13 protein-coding genes are annotated in these 17,266 nt (G+C 55.2%); 6 read left to right on the top strand and 7 right to left on the bottom strand.

The features are described from left to right. Positions 1 to 19 precede the first annotated feature (19 nt). Positions 20 to 2,737, bottom strand: a complete 2,718-nt coding sequence (locus ACMHXI_RS21160; protein WP_208184536.1) for a TonB-dependent receptor — start codon at positions 2,735 to 2,737, stop codon at positions 20 to 22. A gap of 291 nt (positions 2,738 to 3,028) precedes the next feature. On the opposite strand from ACMHXI_RS21160, the gene ACMHXI_RS21155 reads away from it, so the two are divergent. Continuing rightward, positions 3,029 to 5,035 carry a methyl-accepting chemotaxis protein gene (locus ACMHXI_RS21155; protein ID WP_413736058.1) on the top strand — a complete coding sequence of 669 codons (2,007 nt, stop codon included), beginning with the start codon at positions 3,029 to 3,031 and terminating at the stop codon, positions 5,033 to 5,035. Positions 5,036 to 5,084: 49 nt separating this feature from the next. On the opposite strand, the gene ACMHXI_RS21150 is transcribed toward ACMHXI_RS21155, so the two are convergent. The 3 genes from ACMHXI_RS21150 to ACMHXI_RS21140 all read right to left on the bottom strand — a co-directional run bounded on the left by ACMHXI_RS21150 (position 5,085) and on the right by ACMHXI_RS21140 (position 7,328). Further along, the gene (locus ACMHXI_RS21150; protein WP_025889849.1) at positions 5,085 to 5,498 is read right to left on the bottom strand and encodes a YbaY family lipoprotein; all 414 of its coding nucleotides are present in this window, start codon (positions 5,496 to 5,498) and stop codon (positions 5,085 to 5,087) included. An 11-nt stretch (positions 5,499 to 5,509) separates the two neighbouring features. Continuing rightward, a complete protein-coding gene (gene tesB, locus ACMHXI_RS21145) occupies positions 5,510 to 6,373 on the bottom strand; it encodes an acyl-CoA thioesterase II (protein ID WP_025889848.1) in 864 nt (287 codons plus the stop codon). A gap of 70 nt (positions 6,374 to 6,443) precedes the next feature. Next, positions 6,444 to 7,328 (bottom strand): SDR family NAD(P)-dependent oxidoreductase, encoded by an 885-nt coding sequence (locus tag ACMHXI_RS21140; protein WP_413736055.1) that lies wholly within the window; start codon positions 7,326 to 7,328, stop codon positions 6,444 to 6,446. Positions 7,329 to 7,561: 233 nt separating this feature from the next. Between ACMHXI_RS21140 and ACMHXI_RS21135 the strand changes: the two genes are divergently transcribed. Beyond that, positions 7,562 to 8,437, top strand: coding sequence for a 1,4-dihydroxy-2-naphthoate polyprenyltransferase (locus tag ACMHXI_RS21135; RefSeq protein WP_025009392.1), 876 nt, complete (start codon positions 7,562 to 7,564; stop codon positions 8,435 to 8,437). A gap of 92 nt (positions 8,438 to 8,529) precedes the next feature. Here the strand turns inward: ACMHXI_RS21135 and gndA are convergent, their stop codons facing one another. From gndA to ACMHXI_RS21120, 3 genes are all read right to left on the bottom strand, one after another. Further along, complete coding sequence (gene gndA, locus ACMHXI_RS21130) at positions 8,530 to 10,068, bottom strand: NADP-dependent phosphogluconate dehydrogenase (RefSeq protein ID WP_413736053.1); 1,539 nt, start codon at positions 10,066 to 10,068, stop codon at positions 8,530 to 8,532. A gap of 157 nt (positions 10,069 to 10,225) precedes the next feature. Beyond that, positions 10,226 to 10,540: a quaternary ammonium compound efflux SMR transporter SugE gene (gene sugE / locus ACMHXI_RS21125; protein WP_025889847.1), complete on the bottom strand. Its 315-nt coding sequence runs from the start codon at positions 10,538 to 10,540 to the stop codon at positions 10,226 to 10,228. 230 nt (positions 10,541 to 10,770) lie between these two features. Beyond that, entirely contained in the window at positions 10,771 to 12,687 is a 1,917-nt protein-coding gene (locus ACMHXI_RS21120; protein WP_208184532.1) for a propionyl-CoA synthetase, read from the bottom strand. 395 nt (positions 12,688 to 13,082) lie between these two features. Here ACMHXI_RS21120 and ACMHXI_RS21115 point away from each other — a divergent pair, with 395 nt between their 5' ends. The 4 genes from ACMHXI_RS21115 (at position 13,083) to ACMHXI_RS21100 (ending at position 17,262) form a co-directional block, all read left to right on the top strand. Beyond that, on the top strand, positions 13,083 to 13,490 hold the full coding sequence (locus ACMHXI_RS21115; RefSeq protein ID WP_025009395.1) for a MerR family transcriptional regulator: 408 nt from the start codon (positions 13,083 to 13,085) through the stop codon (positions 13,488 to 13,490). A 60-nt stretch (positions 13,491 to 13,550) separates the two neighbouring features. Next, positions 13,551 to 14,720, top strand: a complete 1,170-nt coding sequence (locus ACMHXI_RS21110; protein WP_025009396.1) for an isovaleryl-CoA dehydrogenase — start codon at positions 13,551 to 13,553, stop codon at positions 14,718 to 14,720. Positions 14,721 to 14,788: 68 nt separating this feature from the next. Continuing rightward, entirely contained in the window at positions 14,789 to 16,396 is a 1,608-nt protein-coding gene (locus ACMHXI_RS21105) for a carboxyl transferase domain-containing protein (protein ID WP_107005715.1), read from the top strand. An 11-nt stretch (positions 16,397 to 16,407) separates the two neighbouring features. Continuing rightward, positions 16,408 to 17,262, top strand: a complete 855-nt coding sequence (locus ACMHXI_RS21100; protein ID WP_243891856.1) for an enoyl-CoA hydratase-related protein — start codon at positions 16,408 to 16,410, stop codon at positions 17,260 to 17,262. Positions 17,263 to 17,266 lie beyond the last annotated feature (4 nt).

Here is a 17,266-nt window from a genome sequence, read left to right as displayed (position 1 = left end):
GAGGATCAAGGGAGCGGCGTTAAAACGCCTGACGGAAGCCGGCCCAGTAGGTTCGACCCCGGATATCGTACAGGTTGGAGTTATAGCTGCCGTCGTAGGCCAGCACTGGGCCCTCATCGGTGAGGTTGGTTACCCCCAGCGACAAGCTGTTGTTCCAGGGTAAGGTATAGGTGTAACTGAGGTTGTGATACCAGATACTGTCGAGTTCATAGAGCTTGCCGTCATCAATAGTTTGCCCCGTCGCCGGATCCCAACTGTCATCAAGAACATCCCAGCTGGTTTGACTACCGATAAAATTACTGAAATAGCTGACGGCATGGTCGCCATAGTTCCAGTCCAGCGTCAGATTCAATCTATCCTCCGGGGTGCCCTCTCGCCCGGCGACATCATCCCCCAGCACCTGTTCTCCGGCGCTGGCATAGGTATAGGTATACTTGAAGTAGTGTGACCAGCCGAGGCCCAACTTCCAGTCACCAAACTCTGTTTCCAGGGTGCCACTGAAGCTGAGATCCAGCCCCTCACGCTCACTGCGGCCGAGATTGAGTTTCTGACTCTGCACATAATCGATACGGCCATTACCCAAACGGGAAATCGCAGTGCCAGGATAGATATCGCTGACATCGGGTCTGGGCTGCCCCTGGGCATCTGCCGCCTGCCAGAGTCTTGCCTGGGTGCGGACGATTTCACTGGCCGACAACTCTTCGATCATATTGGTGATCTCCAGCGACCAATAATCTACCGAGACATTGAAATTGTCATTGATATCCCATACCAGCCCCAGGTTGTAGGATTCAGACTCTTCGGCTTTGAGTTCCAGATTGCCGCCTGTCAAGGTCGGTGCATTGTCGGTGCGGCTGCAAGAGTCGATATCTTCCTGATTATCGTAACAACTCAGGTAGTTGGTAATATCGCCATAGCTTTCGCTGGTGCCCTGATAGAGATCCGACAGAGTCGGCGCTCTGAATCCTGTGCCCCAGGATGCCCTCAACATCAAGGACTCCAGCGGCCGATAACGCAGCGACAACTGGGGGTTGAAGGTACCGCCGAAATCCGAGTAATCATCGTAGCGCCCGGCCAGATTCAACTCCAGCGAGTCAAATAATGGCAGCATAAGCTCGAAGTAGGTAGCCCAAACTTCACGCTCACCCTCGCCGCCACTGCCACCGTTGCCGCCGGTTATCATGCCGGCCTCAGCCAAGGCATCCACCTTGGAATCCAGTGATTCTTCACGATAGGAAGCGCCGACATACAAGGCACTGAAGCCACCGGGCAACTCAAACAAATCCATGGAAGCGCCGCCATTGATATCCAGATAGGTAGCCGTCATGCGCTTATCATAGTTGGCGGTAGCGCCACCGGGCATAGGGGAATTCGGGTCTCTGGGGTCCCAGCCGACAAAGCTGTTGCTGTTTGTGTCCCAATGGCCGATAAGATCTGAGCTGGCGCCCTTGAGTTGATAGCCAGTCCCCCAAGTGAAGTTGCTGTATTTATTGTAGTTGAATGCAAGATCCCAACTGATAAAGTCGGCAGTGCCGTTGAGCGCCAGCAGATAGTCAAAGATGTTGTCATGATGCTCGGCGACCCTGTCACCCGCGGTATCGAAGCGAAAGTTCATTCCGGCAGAAGGGTCGGCCATCAGCTCAACCAACTCGAGCCCCTCGGCCGTGGTATAGACGGGTAAACCATTGGGAATGCTGATCCAGGCCGGGACCGGCGCCGAAATATCCCGGGTTTCATTGGCGGCCCAATAGGCTCTGGCCGTCAGTTGCAGTGAATCACTCAGCTCATAGGTATAGTGCAACAGGGTATTGTTGCGGCTCTGATCCACTGTAGTGGCTGCGGCCTTGGTATAGTCATAGGCACACAGAGTATCGCCGGGATAATCGCTGTCGTTCAGCACACCGACAAACTTGTCACCATAAACATCGGCGCAGTCTCTGTCACTGTTGGCAAAGGGAGCCGAATAAACCCAGTTTCCTGCCGCCCCTTGGGTCAGCACCCTGCCGGTGGGCGAAATATTGACCCAATCCTGATAGTCGGATGCATCGCCACCCGGTACCACAAAGGGTTGGGTAAACCAGCGCTGCGACTGCATGATGGGTTTCTGCTCATAGTGTTCAAAGGTGAACACCAGGTGGCCCTTATCGGAATTGAGTCCACCGGTGAACGACAGATTGGAGGACTCACCGCCTTCATTGCTGGGCCTGTCCATACGACCGTCCAGCTGGATACCCTCGAAGTCCTTCTTGAGAATAATATTGACCACACCGGCAATGGCGTCTGTACCGTAAATCGCCGAGGCGCCGTCTGTCAGTATCTCAATCCGCTCGACCGCCGCCATCGGAATAGTATTGATGTTGGCCGCGCCTCCATCCAGCACGGGGGACTTGGCCATACGTTTGCCATCCAGCAGCGTCAACGTATTGAAGGCCGAAGCCCCTTTGAGTTGTACCGTAGCCTGGGAACCCCAACCATTGTTGGAACCACCGCCCCAGGAACCGAAGGCGTTGAGGTTGGAGGAACGCAAGGCATCGCCGACCGTGGCAAACCCGGACTTGGCCAGCTCATCGGCGGTAATAGTGGTGATCGGGGTCGCGCCTTCCATATCGACACGCTTAATCCTCGACCCTGTGACTTCAATCCGTTCCACCTGTTCCGCCGCGCTCTGTTCGGCCCAAGCCGATGCCGAAGCCCCCAACAGGCAGGAAATGGCGATAGCCAATGGCTGCATTCTCATACTCGTTCTCCCTTCCTCTAATATTAATCAATCAGTTAGCTCTATTTATCCTTCTACTCCCTGGCTTGCCCCACTTTTGTTTTAACCTGTAGCGGTAACAAAACCGCAACTTTTATATCACATACTTTATTTTGTATACAATATAAAGAACTAAAAACTTGCCCAAACTGTACTGCTGTAATCAAGCTTCCTCTAAAATAAAGGGGCGAGCCCATAGTTAGATTCAGGTCAAAACTTGTTTAACGTGAATGAGATAAAGTTCAACAAACCGGTCATACAGGAATAACGATAATGAATTACCGCAACTGGCCTATCGCCAAACAGATCGGCACACTGGCTTTTGTGCTGACGATTTTGGTGTTTGGCATCCTGAGTAGCATCTCCTACCTGACAGCCTCATCGACCTTGAAAGAGAAAGCGATAACCGCCATGGAGCAACAGATCCATGGGGTCGATGATCTGCTGGCATTGCAATACGAGAGCCTGTTGTCCCTGGCCCGTCGCAATGCCGATGTATTCAGGGCCATGTATCCAGGCCAATTCCATAAACCGGAAAACAAAACTGTCAGAGTCCTGGGGATAGATACCCCGGCATTGATGCATGAAAAGGAACAGCTCAACTCCTCCCGCAGTAAAGTCGACAGATATGCCAACCTCACAGGCGGGAATGCCACTGTGTTCGTTCGTGACGGCGATGACTTTCTACGTATTGCCACCTCACTGAAAAAGGCCGATGGCAGCCGCGCTCTGGGGACTTATTTGGGAACAAAACACCCGGGCTATCAAAAACTTATTCAGGGCCAGGTCTATGAGGGCTATGCCAAGCTATTCGGCCGCGACTATATGACGGTTTACCGTCCGGTCAAGGATGCTCAAGGGTCAGTGATAGGTATTCTCTATATAGGCTTCGACATCAGTGACTCTCTGGTGCAGTTGCAGCAGTCGGTCAAACAGCTGCGCCTGGAAGAAAGCGGCAACTACCTGCTGCTGCGCCGCGCCGACAAGGTGGTGGTGGCTCACCCCAGCCTGGCTCAGGGACAAACCGTGACAGAGGCAGAGCTCGATGGCTTGCCACTCGATGAGCTAATGAACAGTGAAGGGGTCAAGAGCTATCACAACAGCAAAGGCGTGGAGATGATTGCCTACAGCGCTACCATTCCCGGCTGGAACTGGGAGCTTATCGGTCAGGTCAAAGCCGCCGAGTTAAATGAGGAAAGCCAGACTCTTTTACTGATCAACGCCCTGGTTGCCGTGATTGGTATTCTGGTGATCACCGCCCTGCTCTCTGTCGTGCTGGTACGCACTGTCAGACCACTGCAAACCTTGCAGCGCCACATGGAAAACCTGGGCAAAGGCGACTTCAGCAATGATCTGCCCAAGCTAGACAGCCGCAGCGAAAACGAAGTGGTACGGATAAGCAACAGCGTCACCGAAATGACCCAGGGACTGAAACAGCTGATCCAGGCATTGCAGGGCTCAGTACAAACTCTGGAATACCAGGCCGAACAGGCCCAGGAAGTTGCCCGTCTCAACGGCGATGAAGCCCAGGCGCTAATGGCTCAAACCGATCAGATAGCGACTGCCATTGAGGAGATGTCCACTTCGATACGCGATGTGGCCAACCACGCCGGTGAAAGCGCCAACCAGAGCCAGCAGGTAGATGAAGCCTCCCGCGCCGGACACCAGCAACTGACCCAGGTGGTGCAAGGGCTGGAAACCCTCAGCAGACAGTTAAGCGAGAGCCATACCGCCGTCGAAGGGGTAGCCAAAGAGAGTGAAGCCATCAACACCATCACTGAAGTTATCAATGGCATCGCCGAGCAAACCAACCTGCTGGCACTGAACGCCGCCATCGAAGCCGCCCGCGCCGGCGAACAAGGGCGCGGTTTTGCCGTGGTGGCCGATGAAGTGCGCACTCTGGCAAGCCGCACTCAGGCATCGATTTCGGAAATCGGCCAGACCATCACCTCGCTGCAGGCCAAGGTCAAGGACACGGCTACACGCATGGATCAGAGTCATCAGTTGGGTAATCGCTCCGCCGAGCAGGGAGAGGAAGCCAACAATCAGTTGACCGCCATTGCCCAGCGGATTGCCGATCTGGCGGTATCTGTCAGCAGTATTGCCAGTGCCACAGAGCAGCAAAGCGCGGTGGCCGATGAAGTCACCCGTAATCTGCACCAGATAACAGATCTGGCCCGCGAAGGCGATATCCGCGCCACAGAAACCGTCAACTCCGCCAGAGAGTTGACCGAGCTGGCCGCCGCCTTGAAGAAACAGATAAGTATTTTCAGAGTGTAACAAGTAAAAAGGCGCCCAAGTGGCGCCTTTTCATATCCTGCGGCAACGCTTAACGCTGATCCAATTGCGGTAAAGGCACCGCCTTCATCAGCACTTCGGTGGTAAATTTGTCATTGTTGATCACAGGGTATCTGTCATAGGTCTGGAATATCACTCGCCCCTGATACTGGATCATGGCCACCACACCATAGTTGACATTGGACTCAACGGTTTCCGCCGGCAAAATGAATTTGAACGGCACCGGCGCCCTGGCAATATCAAAGCTCTTTTGCGCCACGATTACCCCTGGGGTATCCAAATCTATGATGGCAATTGTGATACTTGAGCCTTGAGGCAAGGCCACTCTTTCCAGGTAGCCCGCCGCCCCGTTGACGATAACCGGTGCCTTGGGGTCAACCGTAACACAGGCACCGAGAAAGACTATCCCGGCGGCAACGACCAGCCCTTTTACATATTTAATCATCTTTCATTCCCTTATTTGGCAGTCATACGTATCAGGCCTTCCTGAGTGGCCGAAGCCACCAGTTCTCCCTGTTGGTTGAAGAACTGCCCTCTCACATAACCCCGGCCACCACTGGCATTGGGGCTCTCTATGGCATACAGCAACCACTCGCCCATATTGACCGGACGATGGAACCAGAGTGAATGATCTATGGTGGCCATCCGCATCCCTGGGGTCAGAAATGACACCCCATGAGGCTGAGCTGCCGTCACCAAAAAGTTGAAATCCGAAGCGTACGCCAGCAGGTAATCGTGCATTTCATGCTCAGGCGGCAAGGCGCCATTGGCCCGCAGCCAAACATGGCGTACAGGTTCAGTCGCCGCAGGTGCCACAGGGTTGAGCGGATTGACCAGGCGCATCTCTATGGGGGCATCGGCCATGAACTTCTCCAGCATTCTGGCGGGCACCTTGTCCCTCATGGTCATCGCCAATTCCTGCTGATTGAGTATCCCTTCAGGGCCGGGAACCTCCGGCATTTCTGCCTGGTGGCTGAAACCCTCCTCCGGCTCCTGGAAGGAACAGGTCATGTAGAAAATCGGCCGCCCTTTCTGAATCGCCTTCACCTGACGGGCACTGAAACTGCCGCCATCACGCATGTTTTCGACTTCGTAGACTATCGGCAACTTTTCATCGCCTGCCCGTAAAAAATAGGAATGCAGTGAATGCACCTGGCGCTCTTGCGGCACAGTGCGACGGGCAGCGCTGAGGGCTTGGCCCATGACCTGACCGCCAAACACATGACCAAAACCCAGATCCTGGCTCTGGCCCCGATAAAGTCCAATTTCTATCTGTTCAAGCGCGAGCAGTGACAAGAGATCATCTAAAACCTGGCTCATAAAATTCTGTTAACTGGCTGACATATACCGCAAAGATTAACCCAGAACCGCCCTTCGTGACCAGAAGCCTTTATTCTATCTCTATATCATGCTCGGCTGCGGCCTGCCTGGCCCATTTGACGATTTGTGCCTCTCCGCTGTCGCTGAATCCCAGCGGAGTGGCCACACTCAGCTCCGGCCATGCTCTGGCCAAAAGCTCAGGCGTACAGGCGCCGGCATGAAAATAACCCGGCTCGGTTTCAGCCATTCTCACTCGGCTGATACTGCCGGCCGCCGCCAAAAGATGCTGGCCATTAGGCGCCTGTTCACTGAGCAGAAACAACCCGGCTGCCAAAGGTGCATTCCCCCCAAACAGGGGTTGCACCGGCAGTGCCAGATGTTTTTCCGTCATGGGAGTGGTGACCATGGGGCAGAGGCTGTTCACGCGGATATTGTGAATACTGCCTTCACGACTGAGACTATTGGTTAATCCAAGCAAAGCCATCTTGGCACTGGCCCAGGCACTTTCGAACAGATCGCCGAAAACACCGCTGACACCGCCGAGCAGCAGGATCCGGCCATACTCCTGTGCCTTCATTCGTGACCAGAGGCCGTGACAAAGGAAGAAACTGCCATCGAGATCCACCTGCAACTGCCGTCGCCACTGTTTGGCAGTCAACTTTTCAAATGAGCAGGGATGGTGGATCCCGGCGCAGGCCACCAGCAGCTCTATGGTACCAAAGTGGTCGCAGGCTTCCTGCAACACCTTGGCGACCCGCTGTTCGTCGGCAACATCACATTGCCAGGCTTTGGCATCGGCCCCCAAAGCAGAAAGCGCATTCAAGGTATCTTTACAGCTGTCGATATCCAGCAGCGCCAGGCTGGCGCCCCTTTGTGCCAATCCTATGGCAAAAGCCCGCCCCAAGCCCGAGGCGGCACCGCTGATAAGGGCTGTCCTGCCCCCAAACCCCATCATATTAACCTCTGCATTAGCATTAAGCCCATGAAATACCGGGTATTCTTTAACAATAAGAACACATAAAACCCAAGGGTAATTTGATTATGGCTGCATTTTTTTAATCCGCACGGGTACAAATGTGCGCTGACTCAAACTCTGTTAAATGCATTTATCCGATTGTGCTAACTTTCAAGTGGAAAATTGGTATCCTTAGCTTGTTTTTCCGTCTTTAACTCTGAAGAAAGGACAAGATGAACCCCTGGATTTTAGCCTCACGGCCGCGCACCTTGCCTGCGGCGATAGGACCCTTGCTGATAGGCAACATACTGGCTCTGCAACTGGAGAGCTTCAGTTGGGCCATTGCAGTGGCGTCCATGGTCTGTGCCCTGTTACTGCAGATTGCAGTTAATCTGGCCAATGACTATTTTGATTTTAAAAACGGTATAGATACCGAGGAGCGACTGGGGCCGATAAGGGTCACCCAGAGTGGCTTGCTCGATCCGCAGAAAGTACGCAACGCGATGATTTTTTGCCTCTTGCTGGCATTGGTAGTGGGGTCTTTCCTCATTTGGCACGGAGGCTGGCCGATTGCCATCCTGGCGGCGGCTTCCATTATGGGTGCCCTGGGTTACAGCGGCGGCCCATACCCGCTGGCCTCACACGGCCTTGGCGAAGTGGCGGCCTTTATCTTCTTTGGCTTGGTAGCCGTTGTCGGCAGTTACTACCTGCAGGCCGGTGATACCAGCACCGCAGCCTGGATTTTGGGTAGCGCCGTGGGCCTGCTCAATGCCGCCATCTGCCTGGTTAACAACACCCGTGATATCTATACCGACGAGAAAGCCGGCAAGCGCACTTTGGCGGTACGCATAGGTGAGGCCCAGTCCAAGGTGCTGTATCAGGCGTTGGTTTACTTACCCTTCGGCCTGATTATCGCAGGCTTCCTGCTGGGTTTGCTGCCTGGGCTGCCTGTGCTGCTGACCGGCCTCGCGCTGCTGATGGCCCGCAGGCTGTCCAGCGATTTCACGCAAGTATCGGGCGCGGCGCTGAATCCCCTGCTGGGACGTACAGCCAAACTGACCATGATGTTCAGTGCCCTGTTCAGCTTAGGCTTGGTGTTTACCATTTAACCCAGGGAAGCAATAACAAAGGCTTCCACTGCCATGCAGTTGGAAGCCTTTTTGTTGCCCGGCGATTATGTTCTGCCCGACCCGGTTTTACCTCAATCCAGCTTAATCAGCGGCCGCTTGGGGTCACTCCAATCCAGGTGATAATGCTCGTTGGCAGCTTGGTCTATGCGCTCAAAACTATGCGCTCCGAAAAAGTCCCGTTGTCCCTGCAACAGATTGGCCGGCAGCGTCTCACTGCGATAACTGTCGTAGTAAGAAAGCGCCGATGAGATGCAGGGCACAGGCACACCAGCAAGTACCGCCTTGGCAACCGTTTGCCGCCATGCCTGCTGGCGCGCCGAAAGCGTTGAAGCAAAGCCATCGGCCAACAGCAAATTGGCCAATTCCGGCTCGCTGTCGTAGGCTGCGGCTATGGATTGCAGGAATCTGGCGCGAATAATACAGCCGGCGCGCCAGATCCTGGCGATGGCGGCAAAATCCAACTGCCATCCCTGCTCCTGAGCCTGCATCGCCATCAACTGGAACCCCTGGGCATAACAGCTCACCTTGGCGCAATAGAGTGCACTCTCCAGGCCATCAATAAAGCTTTGTTGCTCGTCCGAGGCCGCCGATTGAGTGTCTCGCGCTTCGGGACCAGCCAACTTGCTGGCCAAACTCTGGCGCAGAACCTTTTGAGTGCTGATGGCGCGGGCATAAACCGCTTCCGCGATAGTGGGCGCCGGGCAACCTATCTGCAGGCTGCTGACAGCCGTCCACAGGCCTGTTCCCTTCTGCCCCGCCTTATCGAGGATCATCTCAACCAGAGGCTTGCCGCTCAATGGGTCCTGTTGCCGCAAGACCTCGGCGCTGATTTCCATCAGATAACTGGAGAGCACACCTGTATTCCAGCGCTCGAATACCTGGGCAATGGCGTAGGCATCAAGGCCCAGCACTTGGCTTAGCAAATGATAAGCCTCGCAAATCAACTGCATGTCGGCATATTCAATGCCGTTGTGCACCATCTTCACATAGTGACCGCTACCGGCCGGGCCTATGTAAGCCGTGCAGGGCTCCCCTTGGGTAACCGGGTTGCCGGGCTCGAATCGCTCCAGCGGCAATCCGGTGTCACCATCCACCTTGGCAGCTATCGCCCGCCAAATGGGAGCAACCCGCTCCCAGGCCTTGATGTCACCACTTGGCATCAGCGAGGGCCCGAATCTGGCCCCCACCTCACCGCCGGATACGGCTGAGCTGAAGAAGATAAACTGATCGCGATAGCTCTGCTCCCGCGCTATGGTGTCTGTCCACAGGCTATTGCCCGTGTCTATGACTATATCCTCGCGCTCAATCCCGGCATCGAGCAGGGATTGGCATACGGCGTCAACCGCCGTACCGGCCGGAATGGACAACAGCAGGATGCGCGGTGTTGCTAAATTTGCCATCAAATCAGTAAGATTATTACAGCCAAACAGCAATTGTTCCCTCTCGGTCACTTCCACCTTGGCCTGGTTTTCGGCAGCTGTCACTTTGCGACTGTCCAGATCGAACGCCGCGACCCGATAGCCGTTATCTATGATATTGAGAGCGAGATTCTTGCCCATAACACCCAGGCCTATGACCCCGATGTCAGAAAGATGCTTGTGGGTTTGCATTGTTGTTAATTCCACGGGTAGCAGAGGAGCCGGCCATTTTGTGAGCAAACAGCCGGCCTTGAGTGGATTAATTATACTGATTAACGAAAGTTAATTACCAGTCACCCTTGGCGATAACCTTGTTTGAAAAACACGATTAACAGGCAAACCTCCGGGTTCAGCTGGCCAGTTTCAGCCCCAAGACACCAATAAAAATCAACAGTAAACTGCCGATTTTCATCAGGCTGGCGCTCTCGCCGAACAGCCAGATACCCACCAATGCCGTGCCCATGGCACCTATGCCAACCCAAACACCGTAAGCCGTGCCTATTGGCAATGACTTGGTCGCCAGCCCAAGCAAACCGACACTGATGGCCATGGCGCCCAAGGTCAACAGACTCGGAGTTAACTTGGTAAAGCCCTGGGTATATTTAAGGCCTATGGCCCAACCGATTTCGAACAAACCAGCGAGGATTAAGAGTATCCAGTTCATGGACCCTTCCCTTTTTAAAAAGGGGTCGTCCCCGGTAATAGATAAGGCGCTTGCAGGGTCGTCCCTGCGGCCGGAATGATAAGCTTAAACTTTAAGAGTGTTCCAAACGGAGCAGCGGCATCTTAGCAAAGGCCGACTAAAAGGGCAAAGTGTAAGATGCGCGCCTTTGCAACATGAAAACAACTAAAAAAACGCCTGCCGACGGCAGGCGCAAAAGGAGAAAGTCAACCTCAGGCGTGCTCTTTCACCAGAGAATCGGCATAACCCATGCGGGTCAGCGCGGTGCGTACCAGATCCAGAGTAGCGGGATCCTCTATGGTTGCCGGCGCCTTGAACTCCTGGTTGTCGGCAATTTTACGCATGGTGCCACGCAGTATCTTGCCGGAGCGGGTCTTGGGCAACTTGGGCACGGCGCTCACCAAACGGAATGCCGCCACCGGGCCTATTTCCTGGCGCACCAGAGCCACCAGCTCCTTGTGTAGCTGCTCTTCGCTCAGGGTATTACCCATCTTGAGCACCACCAACCCCAGCGGCACCTGGCCCTTGAGCTTATCTTCCACACCGATAACCGCTGCTTCAGCCACTGCCGGATGCTGACAAAGCACCTCTTCAAAACGTCCGGTCGATAATCTGTGACCGGCCACATTAATGATGTCATCGATGCGACTCATGATGTAAAGATAGCCCTCTTCATCCATATAGCCGGCATCTCCGGTGAGATAATAGCCGGGATACATGGCCAGATAGCTGTCATGGTAGCGCTTATCGTTTTGCCACAGCGTGGTCAGGGTTCCAGGCGGCAGAGGCAATTTGATCACCACATTGCCCGACTGCCCGGGAGCCACCTGCTCACCCATTTCGTCCAATACTTCCACCTGATAACCGGGCACGGCTCTGGCCGGTGACCCGGCTTTGACCTGAATAGGGGCAACCCCCATCAGGTTGGCGGCAATCGCCCATCCTGTTTCGGTTTGCCACCAGTGATCTATTACTGGCTTGGCCAACTTCTCGGCCGCCCAGTTGAGGGTATCCGGATCACAACGTTCGCCGGCCAGAAACACATTTTTCAGGCAAGAGAGATCGCTTTGAGCTACATAGCTTGCCTCCGGGTCCTCACGTTTGATGGCACGAATCGCAGTCGGTGCGGTGAAGAAACTCTTGACCTTGTACTTGGATATGGTGCGCCAGAAAGTGCCGGGATCCGGGGTGCCCACAGGTTTGCCTTCAAACAGCAAGGTGGTGGCGCCTACCAGCAGCGGTGCGTAGACAATATAGGAGTGACCCACTACCCACCCCACATCCGAGGCTGCCCAGAAGACATCGCCTGCGTCTATGTCGTAAATAGCCTTCATCGACCAGGCCAGAGCCACGGCGTGGCCGCCATTGTCGCGCACCACACCTTTTGGCTGCCCTGTGGTGCCGGAGGTGTAGAGAATATACAGGGGATGAGTGGCTTCGAGCGCCACACAATCGGCCGGGCTCGCCTGACAGATGGCATTCTGCCAGTCATGATCCCGCCCGGGTTGTAACTCGGCCTGATACTGACTGCGGCCGAGAATAAGGCAATTTTCCACCTTGTGCTCGGACAGTTCCAGCGCCTTGTCCAGCAATGGCTTATAAGGCACAACGCCTGAGGGTTCTATACCGCAGGAGGCAGACAACACCAGTCTGGGTTTGGCATCGTTGATCCGGGTTGCCAACTCATTGGCGGCAAAGCCGCCGAACACCACTGAATGTATCGCGCCTATTCGGGCACAGGCCAGCATGGCAAACACGGTTTCCGGCACCATGGGCATATAGATAACGACTCTATCGCCCTTATTGATACCGACAGATTGCATCCAGCCCGCCAGGCGGCTCACCTGCTGCTGCAATTCGTTATAGCTGATGCCATACTCGGTATCTGTTACCGGGCTGACATATTGAATGGCGATCTGTTCGCCACGCCCTGCGGCCACATGCCTATCCACCGCGTTGTAGCAGGTGTTGAGCATGCCACCGCGAAACCAGCGGTAAAATGGCGCCTCACTCTCATCCAGCACCTGCTCCCAGGGCTGTTGCCAATCTATGGCACGGGCACACTCGCCCCAAAACTGTGTCTTGTCCTCGAGTGACGCCTTATGCAGGGCTAAACCCGGATCTATCATTATCTGTCCTCCCAAAGGACGCCGTTCTGCGACGGCACTGCGTTCCCTTCCTTCCTGGGACAATTAATAGTCTTTTTTGGCCCTTTCCCCAATTAGACGTTAGCCTAAAACCCTGCTCTAACTGCGCCTTTTGGCCTCAGGGCATTTTGCTGTTTATCCGCTCCGGCCTTCAAAACGATTGGAATGCAAACATAGGCATAGCGAAGGGCAGCATGCATTGCTATCTGCTGCTGTGAGATAAATGAACAGCCAACTGAAACGAGTGTTTCAATACGGGCAAAGGCCGATGGCAGCAGGGATTGACACCTCACAGTTCGCAAAATGCCACAACAAACTTTACCTTTACGTAAACTTCATATATCTTGCCAAACAAGTTCCATTTTATGGTGTTATCGATGAGCGCAAACCACAATCCACAAACCACTTACTCCATCAGTGATCTGTCAAAGGAATTTGATATCACCACCCGCAGCATCCGCTTCTATGAAGATCAGGGACTGCTCAAACCCAGGCGTCGTGGTCAGACCCGTATCTACAGTCTCAAGGACAGAGTCAGACTGAAACTTATTCTGCGCGGCAAGCGTCTGGGCTTTTCCCTAGCGGAAACCCGCCGACTGTTTGAACTCTACGATGCCGACAAGAGCAGCCATGCACAGCTCAATACCATGTTGGCCCTGATCGAAGAGAAGAAAACCTCACTGCAACAGCAGATGGACGATATCAAGGTGGTGTTGATGGAACTCAATTCTGCCGAACTTCAGTGCCGTCAGGCGCTGGATGACATGGAGCAGGAAAAAGCCTGAGCCATTGACCAAACACCATAATAATAAAATAAAAATATTAACTTACAGGACATCAAGCCAATGAACTCTCTCTACTCAAGCCTCAACTTTGGACTCGGTGAAGAAATCGATATGCTGCGGGATGCAGTCAACGGTTTCGCCGCCAATGAAATCGCCCCCATTGCCGCCAAGGTGGATCAGGACAACGCCTTCCCCAACGAGCTTTGGCCTCAGTTCGGCGACATGGGGCTGCTTGGGATAACAGTCCCAGAAGAGTTCGGCGGTGCCAACATGGGTTATCTGGCGCACGTAGTGGCCATGGAAGAGATATCCCGCGCTTCGGCGTCCATAGGTTTATCCTACGGCGCCCACTCCAACCTGTGCGTCAACCAGATCAACCGCAACGGCAATCAGGCCCAGAAGGAAAAATACCTGCCCAAACTGGTCAACGGCGAGCATATAGGCGCACTGGCGATGAGTGAACCCAACGCAGGTTCGGACGTGGTTTCCATGAAGCTGCATGCCCGCAAGGAAGGCGACCGTTACATTCTCAACGGCAATAAAATGTGGATCACCAATGGCCCGGATGCCCACACCTATGTGATTTACGCCAAAACCGACTTGGACAAGGGCCCGCACGGGATTACCGCCTTTATCGTCGAGCGCGGCTTCAAAGGCTTCTCCCAGGCGCAGAAGCTCGACAAGCTGGGAATGCGCGGCTCCAACACCTGTGAACTGGTATTCGAAGACTGCGAAGTCCCGGAAGAAAATATTCTCGGCGGCCTCAACCAGGGTGTAAAGGTACTGATGAGCGGCCTGGATTACGAGCGGGTGGTGCTCAGCGGCGGCCCTCTTGGGATAATGACCGCCTGCATGGACATAGTGATGCCCTATATGCACGAGCGGGTGCAGTTCGGCAAATCCATCGGCGAATTCCAACTGGTGCAGGGCAAACTGGCCGACATGTACACAGGCATGAATGCCGCCAAGTCCTATATCTATAACGTCGCCAAGTCCTGCGATCGCGGCGAAACCACACGTAAAGATGCCGCCGGTGCCATTCTCTACAGCGCCGAGCTCGCCACCAAGATGGCACTGGACGCCATTCAGTTACTGGGCGGCAACGGCTATATCAACGAATACGCTACAGGTCGCCTGCTGCGCGATGCCAAGCTCTATGAAATCGGCGCCGGCACTTCGGAAATCCGCCGCATGCTCATCGGCCGCGAGCTGTTCAACGAAACCAAGTAATGGCGAATGCCTGGGCCGTTCAAGCGGCCCTTCACGCTCCCCCATTCAGTCGAAAAGGATGACAAGCCGTGCCTCAAATCAGCAGTAGAATCAACGCCCGCAGCGATGAATTCAGGGAAAAACAAGCCGCCATGTCCCACCTGGTGGTCGATGTCCAACAAAAGCTCAACAAGATAGTCGAAGGCGGTGGCCCTGTGGCCATGGAGCGCCATCTGTCTCGCGGTAAACTGGCGCCGCGCACCCGGGTAGAGAAACTTCTGGATCCCGGCTCGCCATTTCTGGAACTGAGCCAGTTCGCTGCCTTCGAAGTCTATGACGAAGAAGTGCCTGCCGCCGGCATCATAGCCGGGATCGGCCGGGTCAGCGGAGTCGAGTGCATGATTATCGCCAACGACGCCACGGTCAAAGGTGGCACTTACTACCCGCTGACGGTGAAAAAACACCTGCGGGCTCAGGAGATAGCCGAGCGCTGTCACCTGCCCTGCATCTATCTGGTGGACTCGGGCGGTGCCAACCTGCCACGCCAGGATGAAGTGTTCCCGGACAGGGATCACTTCGGCCGTATCTTCTTCAATCAGGCCCGCATGTCCTCCAAAGGGATCCCGCAAATCGCCGTGGTCATGGGCCTGTGTACCGCAGGTGGCGCCTATGTGCCGGCGATGGCCGATGAATCGATTATTGTCCGTGAACAGGGCACCATCTTTTTGGCCGGCCCGCCGCTGGTGAAAGCCGCCACGGGTGAAGAGGTCAGTGCCGAAGAGCTCGGCGGCGCCGAGGTACACACCAAGATAAGCGGTGTGGCCGATCATCTGGCGCAAAACGACGACCACGCGCTGGAGTTGGCCCGCAATGCCGTCTCCCGCCTCAATCACCAAAAACAGATTGCCCAGACTCTGAGCCAGGTAAAGCCACCCAAGTACGATATTCATGAGCTCTACGGCATAGTCGGCACCGACTTGAAAAAGCCCTTCGATGTCAAAGAAGTGATTGCCCGCATCGTCGATGACTCGGACTTCGACGAGTTCAAGGCCGGTTACGGTGCCACTCTGGTGTGCGGTTTTGCCCGTATTCATGGCTACCCGGTAGGCATAGTGGCCAACAACGGCATTCTGTTTTCCGAGTCGGCGCAAAAAGGCGCGCACTTCATCGAGCTTTGCTGCCAGCGCAAGATCCCGCTGCTGTTTTTGCAAAACATCACCGGCTTTATGGTCGGCAAGAAATATGAGCATGAAGGCATAGCCAAACACGGCGCCAAGATGGTGACCGCTGTATCCTGCGCCACTGTGCCCAAGTTTACCGTGATCATCGGCGGTTCCTACGGCGCCGGTAACTACGGCATGTGCGGTCGCGCCTTTGAACCCACCATGATGTGGATGTGGCCCAACGCCCGCATCTCAGTCATGGGGGGCGAACAAGCCGCCGGAGTGCTGGCCACAGTGCGTAAAGACGGCCTGGCCCGCAAGGGGCAGACCATGAGCGCCGAGGAAGAAGCCGCCTTCAAGGCTCCGGTGATAGCCCAATACGATAAAGAGGGGCACCCCTACCATGCCAGCGCCCGTTTGTGGGACGACGGCATTATCGACCCGGCCCAGACCCGGGATGTGGTCGGCCTGGCATTGTCGGCGGCGCTGAATGCGCCCATAGAGGACACACGTTTCGGCGTGTTCCGCATGTAATGGAGGCCGGAATGGATTATCAATATCTGACCTTAACCACCGACTCCCGCGGCGTTTCATCCCTGGTGATGAATCGCCCTCAGCTGGCCAACGCCTTCGATGAGGTGATGATTGCCGAGCTCATTCATGCGCTGGAGTCCCTGGCCCGGGATCCCGCCTGCCGGGTGCTGCTGCTGAAAGCCAACGGCAAACATTTCAGCGCCGGCGCCGACCTGAACTGGATGCGCAAACAGGCGGCGATGGACTTTGACGACAACCTCAAAGACGCCGCCGAGTTGGCCCGGTTGATGGCCACTCTGGATCAATTCCCCAAGCCGTCGTTGGCCCTGGTGCAGGGCGCGGCCTTTGGTGGGGCGCTGGGGCTGGTGTGTTGCTGCGATATCGCCATTGCGACGCCCAAGGCCAGCTTTTGCCTGTCCGAGGTGAAGCTTGGCCTGATCCCGGCGGTTATCAGCCCCTATGTGCGCCGCGCCATGGGCGAGCGTCAGGCGAGACGTTATATGTTGACCGCAGAGCGTTTCGATGCCGAAGCCGCCATGACTTTACAACTGGTGCATCAGGTAGCAGACGATCTCGAGGCCGCCGCCGCGCCCCATATCGAGTCGCTGCTAGGCAACAGTCCGCAGGCGCTCAACTGGTGCAAACAGCTGATAAGCGATATCCGCCACGGACTGATAGATGAACAGACGCTGGCGCTCACCGGCGAGGCCATCGCCCGGATCCGGGTGTCTGCTGAAGGCCAGGAAGGGCTGAACGCCTTTTTCGAAAAACGCCCGCCGAACTGGCAAGGCACAAGTAACAACCCGGCCAACAACTCCAGTTGCAATCCAGGCAATAGCTCGAACCCGCCAGAGCGCCGTGACTAAGGAA

It is taken from the genome of Shewanella sp. BJSY2023SW005, from assembly GCF_047314585.1.
GTDB classification, from domain to species: Bacteria; Pseudomonadota; Gammaproteobacteria; order Enterobacterales; family Shewanellaceae; genus Shewanella; species Shewanella algae.
This window is presented reverse-complemented; position numbering and strand designations above follow the sequence as displayed.

Coding starts and splice junctions, on each gene's coding strand:
- ACMHXI_RS21160 (WP_208184536.1), bottom strand. CDS start 2,737: ATGAGAATGCAGCCATTGGCTATCGCCATTTCCTGCCTGTTGGGGGCT.
- ACMHXI_RS21155 (WP_413736058.1), top strand. CDS start 3,029: ATGAATTACCGCAACTGGCCTATCGCCAAACAGATCGGCACACTGGCT.
- ACMHXI_RS21150 (WP_025889849.1), bottom strand. CDS start 5,498: ATGATTAAATATGTAAAAGGGCTGGTCGTTGCCGCCGGGATAGTCTTT.
- tesB (WP_025889848.1), bottom strand. CDS start 6,373: ATGAGCCAGGTTTTAGATGATCTCTTGTCACTGCTCGCGCTTGAACAG.
- ACMHXI_RS21140 (WP_413736055.1), bottom strand. CDS start 7,328: ATGATGGGGTTTGGGGGCAGGACAGCCCTTATCAGCGGTGCCGCCTCG.
- ACMHXI_RS21135 (WP_025009392.1), top strand. CDS start 7,562: ATGAACCCCTGGATTTTAGCCTCACGGCCGCGCACCTTGCCTGCGGCG.
- gndA (WP_413736053.1), bottom strand. CDS start 10,068: ATGCAAACCCACAAGCATCTTTCTGACATCGGGGTCATAGGCCTGGGT.
- sugE (WP_025889847.1), bottom strand. CDS start 10,540: ATGAACTGGATACTCTTAATCCTCGCTGGTTTGTTCGAAATCGGTTGG.
- ACMHXI_RS21120 (WP_208184532.1), bottom strand. CDS start 12,687: ATGATAGATCCGGGTTTAGCCCTGCATAAGGCGTCACTCGAGGACAAG.
- ACMHXI_RS21115 (WP_025009395.1), top strand. CDS start 13,083: ATGAGCGCAAACCACAATCCACAAACCACTTACTCCATCAGTGATCTG.
- ACMHXI_RS21110 (WP_025009396.1), top strand. CDS start 13,551: ATGAACTCTCTCTACTCAAGCCTCAACTTTGGACTCGGTGAAGAAATC.
- ACMHXI_RS21100 (WP_243891856.1), top strand. CDS start 16,408: ATGGATTATCAATATCTGACCTTAACCACCGACTCCCGCGGCGTTTCA.